This window comes from Gemmatimonadales bacterium (assembly GCA_036279355.1).
GTDB lineage: Bacteria > Gemmatimonadota > Gemmatimonadetes > Gemmatimonadales > GWC2-71-9 > DASQPE01.
Genome location: DASUJH010000024.1, coordinates 79,602 through 100,789, shown reverse-complemented (window position 1 = coordinate 100,789; position 21,188 = coordinate 79,602). Strand labels below are relative to the sequence as shown.

23 protein-coding genes, 1 tRNA gene and 1 pseudogene are annotated in these 21,188 nt (G+C 69.9%); 18 read left to right on the top strand and 7 right to left on the bottom strand.

Going from position 1 to position 21,188, the window contains the following annotated elements; all coding sequences use genetic code 11:
* Positions 1-9: 9 nt before the first annotated feature.
* The 5 genes from VFW66_06360 to VFW66_06340 all read right to left on the bottom strand — a co-directional run bounded on the left by VFW66_06360 (position 10) and on the right by VFW66_06340 (position 4,686).
* Positions 10-888: a phosphatase PAP2 family protein gene (locus tag VFW66_06360; protein ID HEX5386298.1), complete on the bottom strand. Its 879-nt coding sequence runs from the start codon at positions 886-888 to the stop codon at positions 10-12.
* Complete coding sequence (locus VFW66_06355; protein ID HEX5386297.1) at positions 879-1,841, bottom strand: NAD(P)-dependent oxidoreductase; 963 nt, start codon at positions 1,839-1,841, stop codon at positions 879-881. The genes VFW66_06360 and VFW66_06355 overlap by 10 nt, the downstream gene beginning before the upstream one ends.
* Positions 1,838-2,848, bottom strand: a complete 1,011-nt coding sequence (locus VFW66_06350; GenBank protein ID HEX5386296.1) for a hypothetical protein — start codon at positions 2,846-2,848, stop codon at positions 1,838-1,840. The genes VFW66_06355 and VFW66_06350 overlap by 4 nt, the downstream gene beginning before the upstream one ends.
* A 116-nt stretch (positions 2,849-2,964) precedes the next feature.
* Entirely contained in the window at positions 2,965-4,170 is a 1,206-nt protein-coding gene (locus tag VFW66_06345; protein HEX5386295.1) for a pyridoxal phosphate-dependent aminotransferase family protein, read from the bottom strand.
* Positions 4,171-4,338: 168 nt separating this feature from the next.
* A complete protein-coding gene (locus VFW66_06340; protein ID HEX5386294.1) occupies positions 4,339-4,686 on the bottom strand; it encodes a metalloregulator ArsR/SmtB family transcription factor in 348 nt (115 codons plus the stop codon).
* A 39-nt stretch (positions 4,687-4,725) separates the two neighbouring features.
* Between VFW66_06340 and VFW66_06335 the strand changes: the two genes are divergently transcribed.
* The 4 genes from VFW66_06335 to VFW66_06320 all read left to right on the top strand — a co-directional run bounded on the left by VFW66_06335 (position 4,726) and on the right by VFW66_06320 (position 7,662).
* Entirely contained in the window at positions 4,726-5,280 is a 555-nt protein-coding gene (locus VFW66_06335; protein HEX5386293.1) for a thiosulfate oxidation carrier protein SoxY, read from the top strand.
* On the top strand, positions 5,277-5,618 hold the full coding sequence (soxZ, locus tag VFW66_06330; protein HEX5386292.1) for a thiosulfate oxidation carrier complex protein SoxZ: 342 nt from the start codon (positions 5,277-5,279) through the stop codon (positions 5,616-5,618). The genes VFW66_06335 and soxZ overlap by 4 nt, the downstream gene beginning before the upstream one ends.
* The gene (locus VFW66_06325) at positions 5,555-6,610 is read left to right on the top strand and encodes an MBL fold metallo-hydrolase (protein HEX5386291.1); all 1,056 of its coding nucleotides are present in this window, start codon (positions 5,555-5,557) and stop codon (positions 6,608-6,610) included. Before soxZ ends, VFW66_06325 begins: the two co-directional genes overlap by 64 nt.
* Before the next feature lie 116 nt (positions 6,611-6,726).
* Positions 6,727-7,662: a sulfurtransferase gene (locus VFW66_06320; protein ID HEX5386290.1), complete on the top strand. Its 936-nt coding sequence runs from the start codon at positions 6,727-6,729 to the stop codon at positions 7,660-7,662.
* 41 nt (positions 7,663-7,703) lie between these two features.
* On the opposite strand, the gene VFW66_06315 is transcribed toward VFW66_06320, so the two are convergent.
* Positions 7,704-9,176: an amidohydrolase family protein gene (locus VFW66_06315; protein ID HEX5386289.1), complete on the bottom strand. Its 1,473-nt coding sequence runs from the start codon at positions 9,174-9,176 to the stop codon at positions 7,704-7,706.
* Positions 9,177-9,417: 241 nt separating this feature from the next.
* On the opposite strand from VFW66_06315, the gene hemB reads away from it, so the two are divergent.
* The 14 genes and pseudogenes from hemB (at position 9,418) to VFW66_06245 (ending at position 20,125) form a co-directional block, all read left to right on the top strand.
* Positions 9,418-10,410, top strand: coding sequence for a porphobilinogen synthase (gene hemB, locus VFW66_06310; GenBank protein HEX5386288.1), 993 nt, complete (start codon positions 9,418-9,420; stop codon positions 10,408-10,410).
* Entirely contained in the window at positions 10,407-11,726 is a 1,320-nt protein-coding gene (gene hemL, locus VFW66_06305; GenBank protein HEX5386287.1) for a glutamate-1-semialdehyde 2,1-aminomutase, read from the top strand. Before hemB ends, hemL begins: the two co-directional genes overlap by 4 nt.
* Positions 11,696-13,078 (top strand): annotated as a pseudogene (gene hemG / locus VFW66_06300) (protoporphyrinogen oxidase). Before hemL ends, hemG begins: the two are co-directional and overlap by 31 nt.
* 94 nt (positions 13,079-13,172) lie before the next feature.
* Entirely contained in the window at positions 13,173-14,141 is a 969-nt protein-coding gene (gene hemC / locus VFW66_06295; GenBank protein HEX5386286.1) for a hydroxymethylbilane synthase, read from the top strand.
* Positions 14,141-14,911 (top strand): uroporphyrinogen-III synthase, encoded by a 771-nt coding sequence (locus VFW66_06290; GenBank protein HEX5386285.1) that lies wholly within the window; start codon positions 14,141-14,143, stop codon positions 14,909-14,911. Before hemC ends, VFW66_06290 begins: the two co-directional genes overlap by 1 nt.
* Positions 14,908-15,957, top strand: coding sequence for a uroporphyrinogen decarboxylase (gene hemE / locus VFW66_06285; GenBank protein HEX5386284.1), 1,050 nt, complete (start codon positions 14,908-14,910; stop codon positions 15,955-15,957). The genes VFW66_06290 and hemE overlap by 4 nt, the downstream gene beginning before the upstream one ends.
* Positions 15,945-16,901: an oxygen-dependent coproporphyrinogen oxidase gene (gene hemF, locus VFW66_06280; GenBank protein ID HEX5386283.1), complete on the top strand. Its 957-nt coding sequence runs from the start codon at positions 15,945-15,947 to the stop codon at positions 16,899-16,901. The genes hemE and hemF overlap by 13 nt, the downstream gene beginning before the upstream one ends.
* A 47-nt stretch (positions 16,902-16,948) precedes the next feature.
* Positions 16,949-17,284 (top strand): hypothetical protein, encoded by a 336-nt coding sequence (locus VFW66_06275; protein ID HEX5386282.1) that lies wholly within the window; start codon positions 16,949-16,951, stop codon positions 17,282-17,284.
* Positions 17,285-17,334: 50 nt separating this feature from the next.
* Positions 17,335-17,407, top strand: a tRNA-Ala gene (locus VFW66_06270).
* Between the two features lie 70 nt (positions 17,408-17,477).
* The gene (locus VFW66_06265) at positions 17,478-17,756 is read left to right on the top strand and encodes a hypothetical protein (GenBank protein HEX5386281.1); all 279 of its coding nucleotides are present in this window, start codon (positions 17,478-17,480) and stop codon (positions 17,754-17,756) included.
* A gap of 104 nt (positions 17,757-17,860) precedes the next feature.
* Positions 17,861-18,541 (top strand): response regulator, encoded by a 681-nt coding sequence (locus tag VFW66_06260; protein ID HEX5386280.1) that lies wholly within the window; start codon positions 17,861-17,863, stop codon positions 18,539-18,541.
* A gap of 34 nt (positions 18,542-18,575) precedes the next feature.
* Positions 18,576-18,866: a hypothetical protein gene (locus tag VFW66_06255; protein HEX5386279.1), complete on the top strand. Its 291-nt coding sequence runs from the start codon at positions 18,576-18,578 to the stop codon at positions 18,864-18,866.
* A gap of 41 nt (positions 18,867-18,907) precedes the next feature.
* Complete coding sequence (locus tag VFW66_06250; protein HEX5386278.1) at positions 18,908-19,264, top strand: hypothetical protein; 357 nt, start codon at positions 18,908-18,910, stop codon at positions 19,262-19,264.
* 12 nt (positions 19,265-19,276) lie between these two features.
* Positions 19,277-20,125, top strand: a complete 849-nt coding sequence (locus VFW66_06245; GenBank protein HEX5386277.1) for a glycosyltransferase — start codon at positions 19,277-19,279, stop codon at positions 20,123-20,125.
* Here VFW66_06245 and VFW66_06240 read toward each other — a convergent pair.
* On the bottom strand, positions 20,115-21,167 hold the full coding sequence (locus VFW66_06240; GenBank protein ID HEX5386276.1) for a rod shape-determining protein: 1,053 nt from the start codon (positions 21,165-21,167) through the stop codon (positions 20,115-20,117). The genes VFW66_06245 and VFW66_06240 overlap by 11 nt on opposite strands.
* Positions 21,168-21,188: the final 21 nt, after the last annotated feature.

Below are 21,188 nucleotides of genomic sequence, written 5' to 3'. Positions count from 1 at the left end.
AGCCGCGGATCAGGTCCGCCGCGCGACCGCAAGTCCGAACCCGCTCCCGACCGCGAGCCCGGCGAGCGCGTCGACCACATAGTGCATCTGGCAGTACACCACTCCCACCGTGAGCAGCGCGGCCGGCACGGCGACCAGGACGCCGAGCCGGCGCGACGCAGCCCACGCGGAAAACGTGGCCGCGACGCTCGCCGCCACGTGCGACGACGGAAACGCCGCGCCGTACGAGCTGCCGCGTGCGAGCGTGGCGTACACGAGCCGCGCCGCGGGGTTGTCGAGGAACGCCGCATCCGGGCGTGGAAACGCGTAGTACGGTCCCGCCACCGGGAAGAGCACGAAGCAGAGAAAGCAGAACACGAACGTCGCCACGACCGCGAGCACGAATCGCCTGAGTCCCGGGCGGTCGCGCCATGCGAGGAGCAGGCCCGCCGGTATCGCAATGATGAAGTAGTAGCTGAAATACGCGGCGTGGAGCACCGTCGACCAGAGCCGGCTCGGGTCGGCGCGCCACCAGTCGCGGCTCGGCTGGCCACCGAAGAGCGCTGCCTCCCAGCGCTGCACGAGGAGGTCGTGCACTGGCAGGCGACCCCCGCCGTTCAGGACACCCAGCGCGCTGTAGAGCAATGGCAGCAGCAACAGCGGATAGATTTCGCGTACGACGCCACCGAAGGGACCGAGCGTCCGCCGCGTGAGGAGAAGAACGAGCAGCGCCATGAGGACGTTGAGGAGCAGCACCCATCCGCAGCGGGGGAGCACGCCGATCCGGAGAAGCGCAACGAGCGACGTCGCCGCCGCATAGCCGAGCACCACGGCGTCGACCGGCCGGAGCCGGTGCGCTCGCGCCGCCACGTCACGGGCCGTCTCCGCGCCGTCCGCGATCACAGCCATCCGGCCGCGCAATACCAGCGATACGTGTCTGCGAGGCCGGAGGCCAGCTCATATCGGGCACGCCAGCCGGTGTCGCGTGTGAGGGGCCCGGGGTCGGCGGTCCAGGCGGCCTGAAAGAATTCATTGGCCTTATCGGCGGTAAGGATCGTCGCCTGCCCCGCGATGCGTGCCGCGGTGCCGGTGACGCCGAGGAGCGCGCGGCCGACGAGCTGCGGCAGCGCGATGACTCGGACTCGCCGCCCCATGGTGGCGCCGACCGACTTCACGAAATCACCGCTGGTGAAGGTCTCCGGATGGCACACATGATAGAGTCGCTCAGCCGGCGCCGTCGAGGCCGCCACGAGCGCCGCGCCGAGGTCGGCGGCATGCACCGCGCTCAACTCCTGCTCGCCTCCGCCGAAGACCGGCGCTATTCCGATCCGGGCGAGCCGGAAGAGCTTCAGGACTTCACGGTCGCGCGGGCCGTACACCATCGGCGGCCGCACGATGGTCCAGGGCACCCGACCCTCCCGCACCACGGCCTCGCCAGCCAGCTTGCTGCGCCCGTAGGCGGTCACCGGTCGCGGCGGCTCCTCGCCGGTCAGCGGATGGCCTCGCTCGGCCGGACCGGCTGCCGCGAGTGAAGAGACCAAAACGAGTCGGCCCACGCTCCCTGCCGCTGCGGCTGCGACGACCGCTGCCGTGCCGTCGCGGTTCACCCGCTGGAATTCCGCCTCGCTCCGGGCCGCCACGACCCCCGCGGCATGGAAGATCACGTCCTGACCCTCGGCCGCCTGTCGGAGGGCCGTCCCATCCTCGAGACCGCCGGCTACGATCTCAACGCCAAGCGTCGCGAGTGGGCCGGCCTTCGCCGGCGAGCGCACCAGCAGCGTCACATCGGCGCCGCGCGCGCGGAGCGCCTCGACCAGGTGGCTCCCCACGAACCCGGTCGCGCCCGTGACCAGCGCCTTCATAGCGGTCGATCGTAGAACCGATACGTCTTGTAGACCCGCCAACCCATTTTGACCATGCCCGCGATCATCGGGGCGTTGTCCTCGAGGATCCACCCCGCCTCGCCCCAGTGAATACCCTTGGCGTTGCCATGCTTCCAGATGGCGAGGTAGAGTGCCGAGTCGAGCCCCTTGCCGCGAAATTCGGGCACGGTGCCGAGGAGCAGGACGCGGAGTCGCCCGATGCGGCGTGTCTTGAGCATCCAGAGCACTCGCACGAGACCGGGAACAAACGCGCCGGAGCGGTTGCGCCGGAACGCCACGTTGAGGTCGGGAAGACCGATGGCGAATCCGACCGGCTGGCCGTTCCGTTCGGCGAACAGCACGAGCTCCGGTACCACGACCGGCCGAAACTGCTCGGCCAGGTGGTCGATCTCGTGGTCGGTGAGCGGCACGAATCCCCAGTTCTTTTCCCAGCCGGCGTTGTAGAGCTGCTTGATGCGGGCAACTTCTCCGGCAAAGTCGGCCATGTTGAGGGGACGTATGGTCACGCCGTAGCGGCGCTGGAGAAGCTCGCCCGCGCGGATCAGGCGCGCTCCGCCTTCACCCGCCGGATCCTGCCCCTCGAAGCAGACCACGTCCTTCGCCTTCGCGAAACCGGCGTTGGCGACGAGATCGACGTAGTATTGCGGATTGTGCGGCATCATGAGGGTCGGCGGCGTGTCAAAGCCTTCCACCAGCAGACCACATTCGTCGTTGACCGAGAACGACGCCGGACCGCGCATGGTGTCGAGCCTGCGCGCCCGCAGCCAATCACCGGCGGCCGGGAAGAGCGCATCGGCGACGCCCTGATCGTTCACCGACTCGAAGAAGCCGAAGAAGCCGACCCTGTCGCCGTGGGTCTCGTTATGCAGGCGATTGTGGATGGCCGCAATGCGGCCGACGACCTCGCCGCCGCGCTCGGCGAGGAAGTACTCCGCCTCGGCGTGCTCGAAAAAGGGATTCTTGGTGCGGGAAAGAAGCGTTGCCACGTCCCGACGCAACGGCGGGACCCAGAGTGGGTCCCGTGCGTGGAGTCGGTAGGGGAGTGCGATGAACCGCCGAACGTCTCGAGAGGATCGCGCCGGCCGCACGCGGACCGCAGGCGTCAGATGACGCCCAGCTCCCGTCCGATGCGGCCGAAGGTCTCGAGGGCGTAATCGATCTGATCGAACGTGTGCGTCGCCATGAGGCTGGTACGAAGCCGGCACTGGGTCGGCGCGACCGCCGGCGGTGCCACCGGATTCGTGAATACGCCGGCATCGAACAGGCGCCGCCACATGAGGAACGTGCGCTCCATGGGGCCGATCAGCACCGGGACGATCGGCGTCTCGGTGGGGCCCACGTCGAAGCCGAGCGCGCGGAAGCCGCTGTGCAGGCGGCGGGTATTCTTCCAGAGCTGCTCGCGCCGTTCCGGCTCCCGTTGCAGGACTTCGAGCGCCGCCAGGACGCCAGCGGTGTTGGCGGGCGGGAGGGATGCCGTGAACATGAGCGGACGGCTGTGGTGGCGCAGATAGTGGATGACGCTCTCCGGTGCCGCGACAAATCCCCCGATCGACGCCAGGGACTTGGAGAATGTGCCGGCGATGATGTCGACATCGTCGCTCATGCCGAAGTGGGCCGCGGTACCGTCGCCGTTGGGCCCGAGCACGCCGAGCGAGTGCGCGTCGTCCACCGCGAGGGCGGCGGCGTGCTTCCGGGCGAGTGGAACGAGACCCGGCAGGTCGGCGATGTCGCCCTCCATCGAATAGACGCCGTCCACGATGATCATTGCCGCGCGATTGGAGCGATCGCGCTCGAGCCGGCGGTCTAGCGCGGCCAGATCGCCATGGTTGAAGCGCTCAGTCTCGCCGTAGGAGAGCTTGGCGCCATCCACGATCGAGGCGTGGTCCAGCTTGTCGAGATAGACCACGTCGCCGCGTCCCACGAGCCCCGAGATGAGGCCCAGATTGGCTTGGTAGCCGGTGGAGAAGACGAGGCACGCCTCCTTGCCGACGAATTCGGCCAGGGCGCCCTCGAGCTGCTCATGCAGATCGAGCGTCCCGTTCAGAAAGCGGCTGCCCGTGCATCCCGAGCCGTAGCGAGAAAGGGCACGCTGCGCAGCCTCCAATACCTGGGGATGGTGAGTCAGCCCGAGGTAGTTATTGGAGCCCAGCATGATGCGCTTCTGACCCTCAATGACGACAACCGTGTCCTCGGACTCGGAAATCGGCTTGAAGTAGGGGTACAGGCCGGCCGCCTGGACCTCCCTCGCCTTGGTGAAGTTTCGACACTTCTCAAAGAGCGCGACCTGCTGGAGCGTCTGTGTATCCACGGTGCCTCGGCTCGAATCGGGGTGACGGAGCCCCAGAATACTTTGTGGCTGAACGAGTTAAGCTACCATGCGATAGGAACTGCCACAAGCGCTCGGCCAAGGGGTTCGGGGGCCGCGGCAGGCAAGCCGGTGCAAAAGGTGGCAAGTGTCGGGCCGGGTCGTTGATCGTCATTCCGAGATTCTACGGATGCTAAAGTGCTGCAGCCTGACGCCGTCGAGACCGCCGAGCAGTTGGTCGAAGAACCCATCCCCGAGGGCGCGCCATGCGTCGAGGTTCAGGCGATAGATCACGAACTGGCCATCGCGCGCATCGCACACGAGGCCCGTATTCCGGAGGATCGATAGGTGGTGGCTGGCGTTGCTCTGTGAGAGCGAGAGGTGCTCGCAAAGCTCGGTGACGCTGGCTTCGCCCTGGGCCAGGGCGAGCACCAGATTGAGCCGGGTTTCGTGACTCAATATCCCGAGCAGACGCGCGGCGGTGGTGATGTATTCCTGGCTCAAGAGACGCCGGGCCATCAGCTTGACACCCCATGGGGAAGCGTGGAGTATACAACCATGTCGGCGAGCACCACTCCGCCGCCGGACCATGATCCATTTGGGCCGGCGCCAACCCCTCTGCCGCGCCGTGCGTTCCTCCAGCGCGCCGTGCTCGGGGCGCTTGCGATCGCCGGCTCGAATGCGCTGACGGATCCCGGCCGGCTCTTTGCGGCCGCGCGTGCGCCGCTGGGCCCCGGTACGCCTGAAATTCCCAACGACGAAGTCGCCCGCATCTTCCGGGAACGCTTTGGCAACCGGCCGATCACCCGGGCGCATGTGCAGCTCGACATGCCGGCGGTGGCCGAGGACGGACGCGTAGTGCCGGTGATCATCGAAAGCGACATCCCGATGATGCCCGAGCGGTATGTAAAGGGCGTGCACCTGATTGTCGATCACAACCCTGATCCGGACCTCGCGGCCTTCTATCTGACGCCCGTGGTCGGGCGGGTATCCCTGTCGACCCGCATCAAGATGAAGCGCACCACTTGGGTGCGGGCCATCCTCGAAACCAATACGGGCGAGCTCTGGGCGGACTATGCCCACGTACTCGTCACGTTGAACGGCTGCGGATGATGCGCCATGACATCGGACAGGCCCGGATCCGCGTGCCCGACCGTATCACGAAGGGCGACGTGATCATCGTGAACGCCATCGTGAGTCACCCGATGGACACGGGGTTCTTCCGCACCAAGGATGGCGACCCGATTCCCGCGTACTTCATCAACGAGGTGCACGTGGAGTACGGTGGTGAGGAGATTGCCCACTTCGAGTGGACCTCGGGAATCAGCCGCGATCCCCTCGTCAGCTTCACGGTCAAGGCAGACCGGGAAGCACCGCTCGCCATGACATGGAAGGACAACAAGGGGGGCGTGTTCAAGCAGTCCGTCAACATCGCGTTCACCTCCGCCTGACCCGGTACGGCCCCACGGTTGTCGCAGTCCTCCTCGCGCTCTGCGCGGTGCCCGTCGCCTGGGGCGCCGATTTGCTGGGTGCCGTGCCGTCGCGCGCCGCATCGGCGGCCGTATTTCCGATTCGGGCACTTGCACCGGGCGTGTACGCGGTCATCGGTGACACTGGACGCGGTTCGGAGGGGCGGCCGAACGCGGGATTCATGGTCACCGATGACGGTGTCGTCGTGATCGATGCCGAAGGAAGTCCGCGTGACGGGCGAACGCTGCTCAGAACCATCCAATCGGTCACCCGGCAGCCGATCCGATGGCTCGTTCTCACCCACCACCACCCGGATCACATGTTCGGCGCGATCGTGTTTCGCCGGGCGGGCGCGAAGGTGATCGCGCATCCCGACCGGCGGACGCTCGCCTCGGCCGGCGGCTTCGACGCGCTGGAGAAGGATTGGACCCGGGTGGCGGGGCGGGACGCGATGCGCGGCTTTGCATACGCCGACAAACCCGACGTCCCCGTGACGGGCACCGACACGCTTGAGCTAGGCGGCAAGACGTTCGTCATCATGCACCCCGGCGCGCCGCATACCGCCGGCGACCTGATGGTCTGGCTGCCGGCGGCGCGCGTGCTGTTCGCGGGCGACGTCCTGATCGAAGACGGGATCACGATGATTGTCGACGGCAGCTCGCCCGCATTGCTCCAGGCGCTCGCTACGATCGACTCGCTCGACCCGAAGGTGTCGGTGCCGGGTCACGGCGCCATTCCGGCGAATCCTTTGACGCTCATCGAGAAAACGCGGGCCTACATCACGGGCCTCCGCGCCGAGATGCGGAAGGCGGTCGAGCAGAACGTGCCGATGCAACGCGCGCTTGCGGCGCTGCCGCCGCCGGACGAAACCCGTCCGGTGTCGGTCAACTCCCGCCGGCGGCGCAACGCCGTGCGGGTCTACCTGGAAATGGAAAAGGACGTTATGGGACTCGGACCGGATACGGCGCAATGACGCCGTGCTTGCTTGTCCGCAGCCGCATGCGGGCCGCGCTGGTCCTGAGTCTTTGCCTCGGCTGCGCCGGAGCCGGCGCCGGTTCGAGCGGCCGACGTGCAGCTCCGGCGCCGGCCATGGCCGCAGATACCTCCGCGCTGCCCCGGCTCGTGACCACCGGCCAGCTCGCCGACTGGCAGAAGCGCGGTGATGTTCTCCTGATCGACGTGCGCACCGATCCGTTCGATTATCTCAAGGATCACATCCCCGGCGCCGAATACCTGAATACCGAAACGCTGCGCGCATCGGATCACGGCGTGCCGATGCAGCTCATGCCGGCGAGCTGGTACGCCGATCTCTTCAGCCGACTCGGCGTTCGCCGGGACCGGCCGGTGGTGATCTATTCCGCGGGCGAGTCGCACAACATCGATGCGACGTTCCTCGCATGGCTGCTGCAGGGGTGGGGATATCCGCGGGTATACCTGCTCGACGGCGGCTACTCGAAGTGGCAGCTCGAGCAGCGGCCGCTCGCACAGCACTATCCGAAGATCGTCCCGTCAACGCCGCCCGGTGGCAGCTTCCGCCCGTCCGCTGCGGGCCTCGCGGACGTGCGGCGCGCGGTCGAAACCGGCTCGTCGGTGCTGGTGGACGCGCGGAATCCGCAACAATATGCCGGCCTCGCGGGGGCGCAGCTTCGCCGGGGACACATTCCGGGCGCCATCAACCACTTCTGGAGTGACGATCTGGAGCAGGTGGGGTTCGGCCACGTCTGGAAACAGCCGGCGGCGCTCAGGGCAAGCTACGAGGCCCAGGGGATTACGCCCGACAAAGACATCATCGTCTACTGCAACAGCATGACGGAAGCCACCCACGTCTACTTCGCCCTGCACGATCTGCTCGGGTACGCGCGGGTGCGGGTGTACACCGGGGCATGGACGCAGTGGGCGGAACGGGAGGACCTGCCGGTCGTGGCGGGGCTGGCGAGCGCGGCCCGGAGCGGTCGCTACGCCGCAGCGAGGTCACCTCGCCACTCCGCTCGACCACAGTGGGGGGAAGACCTGCGGTCCGGGTGAACGCGCCGGCTGCGGGGTGCGATCCTGCCGGCGCGCGGGGGTCAGTCGCCGCCGGGCGCGCCGGAGGTGGCTGGCGGCTCGGCCGAGGCGATGCCGCTCCGAAGCTGCCACGGATGCCACAGCATGCCGCCCTGCATGACCCATTCGACCGACTCGACGTTGCGGATGTCAGCTAGCGGGTTTCGGTCGAGGAGGACCAGGTCGGCATAGCGTCCGGCCTCGATGGTTCCGAGGGTTCGCGCCGGTTCGCCGCCGATGGCGCGGGCGGCGTCGCGCGTGGCAGCGGTGAGGGCGGCCGCCGGCGAGAGGCCGATCGAGTCCACCAGCAGCCTGAGCTCGCTTACAAGCGAGGCGCGATCGCGCGCGGGACCATACGCCACGTGGTCGGTGCCGGCGGTGATGCGCACGCCCCGCCGCACGGCCTCGCGGGTCACGGCCATGCTGAAGCCGACCGATGCATGGGCAAACTCAGCCGGCAGCGAGGGCGAGGTCCCGACCACACCGTCGAAGTGCGCCTGGCTCCGGAGCGTCACATCGAGCGTGGGCTCGAGGAAGGTGCCCCGCCGCGCCATGGTGTCGAGAGTGGCGCCGATCCGCGGATCGTGCGCGGCCTCAGGCGTTTCGAGGCTCGCGCCAGTGGTGAGAATGGCGCTCGACGCGAGCAGCCTGTCGCGCGCCACACCGGAGAGCAGGTCGCCGACGAGCAGCGACGCGTGGACGATGCCGTCCTCGCCCGCGCGTACGAGCTCGCCGGGATTCGCTGGCTGCACCCACGCGTGGCCCCATGCGGATATCCCGGCGCGGTGCGCCGCGTCGACCAGCGCGCGCGCCGTGGCGGAGTCGAAGTACGCGTAGAGCTTGAGCCCGATGGCTCCGGTCTTCCGGGCTTCCGCGACAAGGGAATCGGCGTTGTCGCCGTGCGTGAACATCATCGGCGACCAGCCCCGCGCTTCCATCGCCTGCGCCTGCGGCATCCGCAGCGCCACACTGCCGTCGGGGAGCTGCACTTGGTCCCGCTCGTAGAAGAAGCGGAGACCCGCGACGAGTTGCATGGCATACACCCGCGGCGCGGCGGAGAGCGCGTGCGTTCGCGAGAGCAGCTCGGCCGGATTCGTCCCCATGTCGCGCACGCTCGTGATGCCCTGGGCGAGCAGATCCTTGAGATCGGCGGCCAACTCCTCGCCGGCGCTGCCGCGCTCGAGGAAAAGCAGGTGCACGTGGGTATCGATGAGGCCCGGGATGAGCCAGCCGCCGTGCGCGTCGATGATGCGGGCGTCGCGGGGCGCGACGCATTCGGCGGCGGCGCCGGCGCAGAGGATTCGATCGCCGCGGACGAGCGTCACCGCATTCGGCACGGGCCCGCGGCCGGTGCCGTCCCAGAGCGTCGCGTTCACGATGGCGATGGCCGGTTCAGCCTCGCGCGGAGCGATGCGCGCGGGGCGCGGTGCAGGTGCGGCGCACGCACCGAGAGTCACCAGTGCAGCGAGCGTGAATATGCGTGACGTGCGATCCATGGTCCGCATCCTCCCCAAGCAAACATGTTGCGGCGGATCAAGGCTGTCGGTGACCGACCGTCGGAAACCCCGGTGACAGCCCGGCTGAGACGATCGTGACCCGGAACACGGGCCAACCCGCGGTTGCCGTGCACCCCGCGAGAGCGACGTGTATTTTGCGTGGAGATCGCGCGGAGGCCGCGGTTATTCCCCTTGATACGCAAGGGGCATACGCACCGGTGCCCGCGCGGGGGTCCCGGCCATGAGCGTTTTTCCCGACAACCGTCCCCGGCGGCGGCGCCGCAGCAGCGCGATTCGGCGCCTCGTGCGCGAGCACGCGCTCGACGCCGGCGATCTCATCGCGCCGCTCTTCGTGGTGCATGGCGACGCCATCGAGCGCGAGGTGGCCTCGATGCCGGGCGTGCATCACCGCTCGGTCGACGCGGTGCTCGACCGGGAGGTGGACCGGCTCCATCGCCTCGGCATCGGGGCGGTGCTGCTCTTCGGCATTCCGGCGGCGAAGGACGAGATCGGGACGGAGAACTTCGACCCGGATGGCATTGTGCAGCGCGCGCTCCGGCGGATCCGGGCCCGGCGCCCGGAGTTGCTGCTCGTCACGGATGTCTGCTGCTGCGAGTACACGACCCATGGCCACTGCGGGGTCGTCCGCGCCGGCGTTGTCGACAACGACGCGACGCTCGAGGTGCTCGGTCGCGTGGCAAAGAGTCACGCCGCGGCCGGTGCCGACCTCGTGGCGCCGAGCGGGATGATGGACGGAATGGTGCGCGCGATCCGCGCGGCATTGGACGGCGCCGGCTACGCGGAGTGCGGAATTCTGAGCTACGCGGTGAAGTACGCGAGCGCGTTCTACGGTCCATTCCGCGAGGCCGCTGAGAGCGCGCCGGCATTCGGCGACCGGCGGCACTACCAGATGGATCCGGCCAATCTGCGCGAGGCGCTCGTCGAAGCCGCGCTGGACGAGGGCGAAGGGGCCGATATGCTGATGGTGAAGCCGGCGCTCGCCTACCTCGACGTGGTCCGCGCGGTCCGCGAACGCACGGCGCTGCCGCTCGTGACCTACAACGTGAGCGGCGAGTACGCGATGGTAAAGGCGGCGGCGCGTGCCGGCTGGATAGACGAGCGGCGCGTTGTGCTCGAGGCGCTCATCGGTATGCGCCGCGCGGGGGCGGACGCCATCATCACCTATCACGCGGCGGACGCGGCGGCGTGGCTCGCGGAGCCCGACCGCGGATGACCCAGGTCCGGGTGATGGGCGCCGGCACCGAGCGCTCGGCCATGCTCTTTGCGCGGGCGCTCGAGTTGCTGCCTGGCGGCGTCAATAGTCCCGTCCGCGCCTTCAAGGGCGTGGGCGGTGTGCCCCGCTTCATCGCGCGCGGCGAGGGCGCCGTTGTCGTTGACGTGGACGGCAACCGCTACGTCGATCTGGTGCTCTCCTGGGGGCCCCTCATCCTGGGCCACGCGCATCCGGACGTCGTCGCGGCCGTGGTCGAGGCGGCGCGCGGGGGCACCACCTTCGGCGCACCGACGGAAGCGGAGCTGCAGCTCGCGGAGCGCGTGATCGAGACGTTTCCGTCCGTCGAGATGGTGCGATTCGTGAGCTCGGGCACCGAGGCGGCGATGAGCGCGGTGCGGCTCGCGCGGGCGGCGACGGGGCGCCGAGCCATCCTTAAGTTCGACGGGTGTTACCATGGCCACGCTGACGCGCTGCTCGCGGCGGCCGGATCGGGCGTCGCGACGCTCGGCCTGCCCGACTCGCCCGGCGTGACGGCGGCGGCGGTAGCCGATACGCTGGTGGCGCCGTTCAACGATCTTGACGCGGTCGCCGACTTTTTCCGTGCCCGAGCAGATGGGATCGCCGCGGTGCTGGTCGAGCCGGTGGCGGGTAACATGGGCGTGGTGCCGCCAGAGCCCGGATTTCTCGAAGGACTTCGGGAGCTGTGCACGCGGCACGGCGCGCTGCTCGTGTTCGATGAGGTGATGACCGGCTGGCGGGTGCATCCGCGGGGCGCGCAGGCGTTGTTTGACGTGCGGCCGGATCTCACGATTCTCGGCAAGGTGGTGGGCGGTGGACTGCCCGCGGCGGCGTACGGCGGTCGGCGCGATCTCATGCTACGCGTGGCGCCGGCGGGCCCGATGTACCAGGCGGGTACGCTGTCGGGCAACCCGATGGCGATGGCCGCGGGGCTCACTACTCTCGACATCCTGGCGCGTCCCGGCGTCTGGGATGCCGCGGAGCGCTGGGCGGCGCGTTGCGCAGACTCGCTGAGCAGGGCCGCTCGGGACGCGGGCACGGGACTCACCGTGCAGCGAGCCGGTACGATGTTCACGCCGTTCTTCGCGCCCGCGAGGGTGCGGAACTATGACGAGGCGAAGCGCGCCGACCGCGCGGCGTACGCCCGATTCTTTCACGCCATGCTCGCGTCCAGCGTGTACCTGCCGCCCTCGCCGTTCGAAGCTGCGTTCTCCTCGGCGGCGCATGGCGACGCCGATCTCGCGGCGGTCGAGGCCGCGCTCGCCGCAGCGTTCGACGCGTCCGTGTGGCATCGGTAGCCGTCGTCGGTGCAGGTGCCGCCGGCCTTGCGGCGGCGTACCGGCTCATGCGCCTTGGGGTTGACGTCACCGTCTACGAGGCGAGCGCGCGGACCGGTGGAGTGGTGCGGACCGAACGGCAGCGGGGGTGGCTCGCCGAGTGGGGTCCCAACGCTCTGACCTACCTGCCGCCCGAAGTCGAGAAGCTCTTGGCCGAGGTCGGTCTCGGCAAGCGATGGATTCATGCCCGCCGCTCGGCCCGCCATCGCTACGTAGTGCGCGGGCGGCGACTCGCTCGGGTTCCCCGGTCGCCGCTTGGGCTGGCCATCACGCCGCTCCTCTCCCTGCGCGCCAAGCTTCGCCTGCTGGGCGAGCCGTTCGTGCGCCGTGCCGCTGCCGATGAAAGCGTCGCCTCCTTCGTGCGGCGGCGGTTCGGGGCCGAGGCGGTTGACCTGGCGGCGGTGCTCGTCTCGGGCGTGTACGCCGGCGACCCCGAGCAACTATCGATGCGCTACGCGTTCCCGCGGCTCGCGGCCCTCGAGCAGAAGCGCGGCTCGGTGCTTCGCGGACTCTCGGGCGCACGCGCTCCGGAGGGGAGGAGCGGCGTTCGCAGCGGCCGCGTGCGGGTGCGGTCTCTGCCGGACGGCCTGCAGGAAATTCCCGACGCGCTTGCGGGCGCGCTCGGCGCCCGTGTGCATCTCCACCTGCCGGTGCGCGCGATCGCGCGCACGCCGGATGGTTGGAGCGTAGCGACGGACACGGGCGAGGTAGCGCACGATGCGGTGGTGGCCGCGACGCCGGCCCATGCGTTCGATCGGATGCACGTCGAGTGTCCGGGCGGCGCGCGGCTCCGCGAGCTCGCCGCGATCTCCCATGCACCGCTCGCGGTGCTCGCGCTCGGCTTCCGGCGCGAGGATGTGGGGCATCCGCTGGATGGCTTCGGCGCGCTCGTCACGCCCAAGGCGGATCGTGATCTGCTCGGCGTCATCTTCTCGTCCACCCTCTTTCCGGGGCGCGCCCCCTCCGAGCACGTGCTGGTGACGGCTCTCGCCGGTGGCGCGCAGCGGCCGTGGCTTGCGGCGCTCGAGGCCGAGCCGCTCGAACGCCTGCTTATGCCGGAGTTGCGCGCGCTGCTCGGGATCACGGCGCCGCCCGGATTCATTCATCATGTGCGCTGGCCGCAGGGCATTCCGCAGTACACCCGGGACCACGGCCGTCTGCTTGCAATGATGGATGAGGTTGAGCGCGCCAATCCGGGATTCCACCTCGCCGGGAGCTATCGACACGGCGTCTCGTTCGGTGACGCGCTCCGCTCCGGTCTCGGAGCGGCGGAGCGCGTTGCGGCGGACGTCGCGTCTATGCGGACGCCGTAGACGCCGCGGCGACGCTGCCGGAGGCGCTCGTTCCCCCGATCATCCCAGCGCGAGTCCGCGGAACGCGGCAAGAAGGCGTATTACCTTTCGTCCCATGCCGCTCCGAATTGGAACCCGCGGGAGCGCGCTCGCGCTGTGGCAGACCGAGCGCGTCCGCGCCTGCCTCGACGCGCGGGGGCACGCGACCGAGCGGATCGAGATCCGCACGACCGGGGACGTAGTGAGCGACGTGCCGCTCGCGCGCATCGGGAGTCGCGCTCTGTTCACCCGCCAGCTCGACGACGCGCTGCTCGAGGGGCGCGTCGATCTCGCCGTCCACTCGCTCAAGGACCTGCCGACGACGCTTCCGGAAGGCATCGCGATCGCGGCCGTCGGCCTCCGCGAGGATCCGCGCGATGCGTTGGTCTCGCGGGGCGGAATTCCGTGGAACTCGCTGCCGCACGGCGCCGTGGTGGCGACGAGCAGCCTGCGGCGCCGGGCGCAGTTGCTGGCCGCGCGCCCCGACCTCACGATCGACGACATCCGGGGGAACGTGGATACCCGGCTCGCCAAGCTCGATCGGAGCGATCGCTGGGCGGCAATCGTGCTCGCGGTGGCGGGGCTCGCGCGATTGGGCGCCGAGGCCTGCATCAGCGAACGGCTGCCGCTGGAGTTGATGCTGCCGGCGCCCGGGCAGGGTGCGCTCGCGGCGACGGTTCGGCGTGACGATGCGGGTGCACATGCGGCCGCGCGCGAAGCCTTCCACGACCGCGAGACCGCGCTCGCAACCGGCGCCGAGCGCGCGGTGCTTCGGCGGCTGGAGGGCGGATGCCAGGTGCCGGTCGCGGCGCATGCGCGGTTCATGACGGAAAATGGCGGCCACCGTCTCGAGCTCATCGGCCGGGTCGCATCCCTCGCCGGTGATGCGGTGGTGAGTGGCCGGCGCGTCGGCCCGGCCGATTCGCCGGAGGAGGCCGATGCCCTCGGCATCGCGCTCGCCGATGAGTTGCTGGCCAACGGTGCCGCCGCCATCCTCGACGCGGTGCGCGTCGCCGCCGCGTCAGCACCGGTGCCGGAGCCGTGATGCGCGCCGCTCGACCGGTAGTCGCACTCACATTGGCCGCCGATGGTTTCGCCGGTCTGAGCGAGCTCCTTGAGGCCGAAGGTTGTGAGGTCCGATCGATGCCGCTGCTCCGCTTCGCGCCGCCACCCGATTGGAGGTCCGTCGATGGTGCGCTCGCACGGCTCGCGGCATACCATGCGGTGGCCCTCACCTCCCCGCGCGCGGCGAGCGCCGTGGCATGCCGTGCCGCGGCCGCGCCCCTGGGCCGCGTGACCGTGCCGGTCTGGGCCACCGGTGCCGCCACCGCGGTTGCGCTCGGAAGCGTGCTCGGCATGGTGCGTCGGCCGGAGAAAAGGTTCGGCGCTGATGCCGGCGGCGACACGGCCGCAGGCGCCGCGCTCGCGCGCGCCATGCTGGCCGCGGGCACGCGTCCGCCGGTCCTTTACTTCTGCGGCGATGCGCGACGCGACGAGCTGCCGGCTGGCCTCCGCGCCGCGGGACTCACGGTGGACGAGATCGTGTGCTATCGCTCACTGCTGGCCGAGCCCGGCATGGCACGGCGCGCGGCGCGCGGCGCGTCGGCGCTCGTCGTCTCGAGTCCGCGCGTGGCGCAGTTGCTCGCGCGAACGGTCGACGCAACCGAACGCCCCCGACTCGTCGCGATCGGCCCGACCACGGCCGCCGCGGCCGAAGTCGCGGGCTGGCCCGCTGATGCCGTCGCGCAGAACGTGACCGCGGCATCGGTGGCCGATGCCGTGCGTTCGCTTCTCAAGCTTTTCGAAGCTCGATGACCACCACGACCGCCGCGACCAACGATCTGCTCCTCCGCGCCTGCCGCCGCGAACCGGTGGAGCGGCCGCCGGTCTGGCTCATGCGTCAGGCCGGCCGCTATCTCCCCCAATACCGGCGGGTGCGGGCGCAGGCGGACTTCCTCACGATGGTCGGTACGCCGGAGCTGGCGGCCGAGATCACCCTGCAGCCGGTGGACGCGCTCGGCGTCGACGCGGCCATCATCTTCAGCGACATCCTCGTCGTGCCCCGGGCAATGGGGATGGAGTTGTCAGTAGACGACGGAGTGGGGCCACGGTTCCACCAACCCCTCAGGTCGGCCGTGGATTTCGATCGCCTGCGCGATGCGGTACCCGAGGATGACCTGGACTACGTGCTCGAGGCGCTTCGGCTCGCGCGCCGTGAGCTCGACGGGCGGGTGCCGCTCATCGGATTCGCGGGCGCGCCGTGGACCCTCGCGAGCTACATGATCGAAGGCGGCGCCTCGAAGAACTTCGCGCTTGCGAAGCGCTTTCTGCTGGAGGAGCCCGCGCGCGCACACGAACTGCTAGGCCGGCTCGGCCGCACGGTCGGTGCGTTCCTCCGGGCGCAGGTGGCGGCGGGTGCGCAGGTCGTGCAAGTCTTCGATTCGTGGGCCGGCGCGCTCGCACCCGACGACTTCCGTACCTTCGCGCTGCCGTATCTGGCCGAGGCGGTGCGGCTCGCGCGCGCCGCGGGGGCACCGGTCATCGCCTTTGCGCCGGGGGCAGGGTGGGCACTCGAGGAGATCGCAGAGGCGAGCGGCGCTGATGTGCTGGGAGTGGATTGGCACACCGACGCGGCCGGGGCCGTGCGGCGGGCCGCCCCACTCGGCGTCGCATTGCAGGGCAACCTCGACCCCTGCTGGCTCTATGCCTCTCCGTCCATCATCCGTGAGCGCACCCGCGCCATGCTGCGCGCGTTCGGCGGGCGCGGCCACATCGCCAACCTGGGCCATGGCATCCTGCCGGACGTGCCGGTATCCCACGCCAGGGCCTTCGTCGACGCGGTGCGCGAATGGCGCCCGTGACCGAGCGGAGCCGGTGCGCGGAGGCCACCCAGTGGATCTCGCGCCTCCACGACGGCGCGACTGCGCACTTTGCCGAGCTCGACGGCGGTGGCGCGTTCCAGGAAGATCGATGGGAGCGGCCCGGCGGAGGCGGCGGCGTCGCCCGCGTCATGGCCGAGGGAGCCACGTTCGAGAAGGCCGGCATCAATCGATCGGCCGTGCATGGTGACCTGCCCCCGGGTCTGGCCCAGCGGCTCGGCGCGCGGGTGCCGCCCGAATTGGCGGCTGGCGTGCAGGCGCAGTTTTTCGTCACGGGGATGAGCTTGGTCGTGCACCCGCGGAGCCCGCTCGTCCCGACCGTGCACCTCAACGTGCGCTACTTCGAGATCACGAGCCCCGGCGGCGAATTGCTCGACGCCTGGCTCGGCGGCGGCACCGACCTCACGCCGACGTATCCATTCCCCGATGATGCCATTCATTTCCATCGGGTGCTGCGTGATACGTGCGCTCGGCATCATCCCGCGTACTATCGCCGGTTCAAGCAGTGGTGCGATCACTACTTCGTGAACGCGCACCGCGGGGATGAGCGGCGTGGGGTCGGCGGGATCTTCTTCGACAATTTGCATGCGGGCGACGGGGGGCTCGACCTCGACCGGCTCTTCGACTTCGTGGGTGACGTGGGCCGCGTGCTCCCGGAGGCGTACGCCCCAATCGTCCAACTTCGCCGCGCGCTGTCGTGGGGCGAGCGCGAGCGGCAATTTCAGCTTTTCCGCCGGGGCCGCTACGTGGAATTCAATCTGGTGCACGACCGGGGTACGCACTTTGGGCTGCAGACCAACGCGCGGAGCGAGAGTGTGCTGATGAGCCTCCCGCCGCTCGCGAGCTGGCCGTACGCCCCGCAGTTCGCACCGGGCTCGTTCGAGGCGGAGCTGATGGCGATGCTCGAGCCGCGGGACTGGGTCTGATGCGCGCGCGAGCCGCTGGATGGCGGCGTGGGCCGTTCAATGGATTCATGGCAATGCTGCCGTCGCTCATGCTTGGGGTCGCGCTCGGCCCCACGCCTCTCGCCGCGCAATCCGAATCGCTCCGCGCCGCGGCAAAGCTCAGCGGGCTCACCACGGGCATGGCGCAGGCCTGCCTGCTCGATCCGACGCCGGTGCTCCACGCCTTCCGCGACCTCATGGATCGAAAGCAGATGCAAGGCGCGCAGAGGAGCAGACTGGTCAAGCTGGTCACCGAGGCGAGCGATCAAGGGGCGGCCACCCAGCAGCAGCCGGGCGCGATGAGCTGCGCGGAGGTGCGAGGGCAGATCCGGCGGACGACACGCCGGCTCCGACGAGCCAAGTGAGCTGGCGCGGTTTTCGGAGCCGGGCGCGGCACGTTATCTTCGGTGCGTTCGGGGCGGTAGCTCAGCTGGGAGAGCACCTGCTTTGCAAGCAGGGGGTCGCCGGTTCGATCCCGGTCCGCTCCATTCGCCGGTCCATCTTGGCAGCGGCGCGCGTCGACGATAGGTTGTGGACGCCGGATCGAGTACCCCGGAAATGACGCAACGAGGCTCCGTCGTTCCGCCGCCCGGCGGCGCGCCGCGGCCCAGAGGGCATATGCAGCAGCAGGTCTGTCCCCATTGCGGGCTCACCGTTCGACGCGGTCGCCTGGCGTGCGAGTTCTGCGGCGGGAGTCTGGTGGCCGCCCGCACCTATGGGCTCGCCATCGTCATCGCCGCAACCCTCCTGGTCGTGGTGCTTCTGGTCGGCGTCTACGCCCTGCACTCCGGTCGTCCAACCGTGGCGCCGGCCACGACAGGCGCGATACACCCCTAGACTGAACGGACGGCGCACGGCAGGCGCCCCGCTCCAATCCGCACGCGGCTGTGACTCCGGTCACGTCCGCGGGGCCCTTCCATGCGCAGACTTCGGGGATGATCATGATCCCACCGCCGACCCGGCATCGCCTGACCCGCGCCGAGCGCGCCGCCGAGCACGTTCGGGGTGGCTGGGCTGCGACACAGCGGCAGCTGGCGCGCTGTCTGGCGGAGGTGCCAGTCCTCATGCGCGAAGCCGCGCGGTGGCGGGAGCGCGTGTGGGTCGAGTCCCCCTGGCGGGATGCCGTCCGGGTGCGACTCAGGGTGACACCGAAGGAAGCCGACTCGGAACCGCGCCCCTGGTTTCCGCCGGTGGCCCCGTCGGGGCGGCGCCGCCTCAACATTCTGCTGGTCGAGCCCGACGCACGCACGCGGCGGGCGCTCACGCGCCTTCTCCAGCGCGCCCGAATGGCGGTGCTTCCGGTGGGCGACGGGCGCATGGCGCTCGATGCGCTCAAGATCGCCGCGAGTCGGGGGGGCTCGTTCGATTTGGTGATCGCTGCGGCACGGCTGCCCGACCTCACTACCCCGGAGCTCGTCCGCCGGCTCCGCGTGGCTCGGCCTGCGCTCCCGGTACTGCGCGTCTGCCCTGCTCGCGATGGCCTTCCGCCAGGCGGCCGCCCGATCCCTACGGCGCCGCTGCTTCCGCTCGTTGAGCCACTGCGCTGGCCCCAGCTCGCCGCCGGGATCGAGCACGCGGTGCTCGCCAGCACTTCCACATCGTCAGGCGCTTCTTACCTTTAGGTTGCGCCCTCACCCTGAGCCCGGCGGAGGAATCATGTGGTCACGACTCCCCGCGCCGCGACGTCGGGATTCCGGCCAGGCGCTCGTCGAGTACGCATTGCTGCTCATGTTCGTCGCCGGCGGGCTTCTGCTCACGCTGGTGCTGCTCGGCGACCAGCTCCGGGGCGAATACGGCCGGATGGGCGATCGACTCGCCCCGGCGGCCGGCGTCCCCGCGGTGGCGCCCGCGCCCGGCACCTCTCCCGTGGCGCACCCCGCAGTGAGCGACGAGGCCTGCGCCGGCCACCCGGAGCTGGCCGGTTGCGAATCCAAGCATCCCCGATGACGTGATGCGGGACGGCCGCATCGCGGGGAGACTCCACCGCCATGCATGCCGAACATGCCCGGATGCACGTCCGGCTCCGCTATCCCGATGACGCACGACCCCGACTGATCCTTGACGACGACGAATTCGAAGTGGTCGACCTTTCCGAGCGCGGCGTCCGCTATCGACAAGGCCGCGGCCCCGCGCCGGCGGTCGGCAGAAAGCTCGAGGGCATCCTGTGTCTCGCGCGCGGCGAAACGTTGCCGATCCGGGGCAGCGTGGTGCGGGTGCTTCGATCGGAGGCGGGGGCGGCGCCCGGCGCGCTCGAGGTCGCGGCGCATCTCACCGAGGTCGGCATTCCCCATCGCGTCATTGCCGCCGAGCGCCAGGCCATCGGCGCGCATCACGCCGAACACTGATCGGAGAGGCCCATGGCATCCGAGCGCGCCGAGCCGACGACGGTCGTGCTGCCCTGCTACAACGAGGCGGCGCGGCTCGATGCATCGCGGATCGCCGCGTTCGCCGGCGGCGCGCACGGCGTGCGGCTGCTACTGGTGGACGACGGCAGCACCGACGCGACGCGCGCCGCGCTCGACGCCCTGGTCGCGCGCTGCCCCAACAGGGTCGGCGTGCTCGCGTTGCCGACCAATCAGGGCAAGGCGGCCGCAGTGCGCGCGGGCGTACTGGCCGCGATCGACAGCGGCGCGCCGCTCGTGGGCTACTGGGATGCCGACCTGGCCACCCCGCTCGACGAGATCCCGCGCATGGCCGAGGTCTTCGACGCGCGGCCGACCATCGTGGCCGTCACCGGAGCCCGCGTGAAGCTGCTCGGTCGGAAGATCGAGCGAACCGGGGCCCGCCACTATCTCGGCCGCCTCTTCGCGACGGCCGCCGCCCTGGCGCTGGCCGCGCCGGTCTACGATACCCAATGCGGCGCAAAACTCTTCCGCGTGACCCCGCTCGTGCGGCTCGCGTTCGCGGTGCCGTTCCGCTTCCGGTGGGCCTTTGATGTAGAACTGTTGGCACGCCTTGCCGAGGCGGCCCGGCGGCTCGGTGCGCCGCCGCTCGAGCGGCTGGTGGCGGAAGTACCGCTCGAGCAGTGGACCCACATGGGCGGCTCCAAGCTCGGCCCGCTCGCGATGCTGCGAGCCGGCCTCGAGCTCGCGCGCGTGCGGCGGTGCGCGCGACGGGACGTCGCGAGCGCAATGCAAAGCCCCCGCCTCGATGGAGAGACGGGGGCCGGTGCAGCGGACGCGGTTGTCGATCGGATCAGGTGGTGAGCACGCTCTCGTAGCGGGCGAAATCGTCGAGGATGCGGCCGGTGCCGCGCACGACGCAGGTGAGCGGGTCGGGGTCGCGCCGCACCTGGAGCCCGGTTTCGTCGCCGAGCAGGGTGTCGAGACCGCGGATGAGCGCGCCGCCGCCAGTGAGCACGATGCCGTGGTCGAGGATGTCGCTCGCGAGCTCGGGCGGGGTCATCTCGAGTGCACGGCGCACCGCGTTCACGATGCGGGAGATCGGCTCCTGAATCGCATCGCGGATGCCGGCCGAATCCACCCGCACGATCTTGGGCAGGCCCGAGATGAGATCGCGGCCCTTGACCTCCATCTCTCGTTCGGGCTCGAGCGGAGCCGCGGAGCCGATCTGGATCTTCACTGCTTCGGCGGTGGGCTCGCCCACCAGCAGGCTGTAGTTCTTGCGCATGAACTGCACGATGGCCTGATCCAGCTCGTCGCCGCCGGTGCGAATCGAGGCGTCGCACACGATTCCTGAGAGCGCGATCACGGCGATGTTGGTGGTGCCGCCGCCGATGTCGATCACCATATTGCCGGTGGGCGTTTCCACCGGGAGCCCAATGCCGATCGCGGCCGCCATCGGTTCGGCCACCATGAGCAGGCGCTTGACGCCCGCCGACTGGGCCGAGTCGCGCACCGCGCGGCGCTCGACTTCGGTGATGCCCGAGGGGACGCAGACGATGACGGTAGGCTTGACGCGAAGGATTCGCCGGTCGAGCACCTGGCGGAGAAAGTGGCGGAGCATCTTCTCGGCGACGTCGAAGTTGGCGATGACGCCGTCCTTCATCGGCCGCACGGCGAGAATGCCTTCTGGTGTGCGGCCGAGCATCCGCTTGGCCTCGAGCCCGATGCCCTTGATCTCGCCGGTGGCCTGATCGACGGCGGCCACCGAGGGCTCGTTCAACACGACGCCCTCGCCCTTCACGAAGACGAGGGTGTTGGCGGTGCCCAGATCGACGGCGATCTCGCTGGCGGGGCGCCAGGTCCGCTTCCGTCCGTTGATCCGGCTGCCCAGGTCCGGCAGCATGGCCGGCTCCTCAGCCGGCGT

Bases quoted from the DNA above. Each gene is read 5' to 3' on its own strand.
- VFW66_06260 (HEX5386280.1), top strand. From the start codon at position 17,861: ATGATCCCACCGCCGACCCGGCATCGCCTGACCCGCGCCGAGCGCGCC.
- soxZ (HEX5386292.1), top strand. From the start codon at position 5,277: ATGATGCGCCATGACATCGGACAGGCCCGGATCCGCGTGCCCGACCGT.
- hemC (HEX5386286.1), top strand. From the start codon at position 13,173: ATGCCGCTCCGAATTGGAACCCGCGGGAGCGCGCTCGCGCTGTGGCAG.
- VFW66_06265 (HEX5386281.1), top strand. From the start codon at position 17,478: ATGACGCAACGAGGCTCCGTCGTTCCGCCGCCCGGCGGCGCGCCGCGG.
- hemF (HEX5386283.1), top strand. From the start codon at position 15,945: ATGGCGCCCGTGACCGAGCGGAGCCGGTGCGCGGAGGCCACCCAGTGG.
- VFW66_06290 (HEX5386285.1), top strand. From the start codon at position 14,141: ATGCGCGCCGCTCGACCGGTAGTCGCACTCACATTGGCCGCCGATGGT.
- hemB (HEX5386288.1), top strand. From the start codon at position 9,418: ATGAGCGTTTTTCCCGACAACCGTCCCCGGCGGCGGCGCCGCAGCAGC.
- VFW66_06335 (HEX5386293.1), top strand. From the start codon at position 4,726: ATGTCGGCGAGCACCACTCCGCCGCCGGACCATGATCCATTTGGGCCG.
- VFW66_06275 (HEX5386282.1), top strand. From the start codon at position 16,949: ATGGCAATGCTGCCGTCGCTCATGCTTGGGGTCGCGCTCGGCCCCACG.
- VFW66_06245 (HEX5386277.1), top strand. From the start codon at position 19,277: ATGGCATCCGAGCGCGCCGAGCCGACGACGGTCGTGCTGCCCTGCTAC.
- VFW66_06240 (HEX5386276.1), bottom strand. From the start codon at position 21,167: ATGCTGCCGGACCTGGGCAGCCGGATCAACGGACGGAAGCGGACCTGG.
- hemL (HEX5386287.1), top strand. From the start codon at position 10,407: ATGACCCAGGTCCGGGTGATGGGCGCCGGCACCGAGCGCTCGGCCATG.
- VFW66_06250 (HEX5386278.1), top strand. From the start codon at position 18,908: ATGCATGCCGAACATGCCCGGATGCACGTCCGGCTCCGCTATCCCGAT.
- VFW66_06360 (HEX5386298.1), bottom strand. From the start codon at position 888: ATGGCTGTGATCGCGGACGGCGCGGAGACGGCCCGTGACGTGGCGGCG.
- VFW66_06340 (HEX5386294.1), bottom strand. From the start codon at position 4,686: ATGGCCCGGCGTCTCTTGAGCCAGGAATACATCACCACCGCCGCGCGT.
- VFW66_06255 (HEX5386279.1), top strand. From the start codon at position 18,576: ATGTGGTCACGACTCCCCGCGCCGCGACGTCGGGATTCCGGCCAGGCG.
- VFW66_06355 (HEX5386297.1), bottom strand. From the start codon at position 1,841: ATGAAGGCGCTGGTCACGGGCGCGACCGGGTTCGTGGGGAGCCACCTG.
- VFW66_06315 (HEX5386289.1), bottom strand. From the start codon at position 9,176: ATGGATCGCACGTCACGCATATTCACGCTCGCTGCACTGGTGACTCTC.
- VFW66_06325 (HEX5386291.1), top strand. From the start codon at position 5,555: ATGGAAGGACAACAAGGGGGGCGTGTTCAAGCAGTCCGTCAACATCGC.
- VFW66_06320 (HEX5386290.1), top strand. From the start codon at position 6,727: ATGGCCGCAGATACCTCCGCGCTGCCCCGGCTCGTGACCACCGGCCAG.
- hemE (HEX5386284.1), top strand. From the start codon at position 14,908: ATGACCACCACGACCGCCGCGACCAACGATCTGCTCCTCCGCGCCTGC.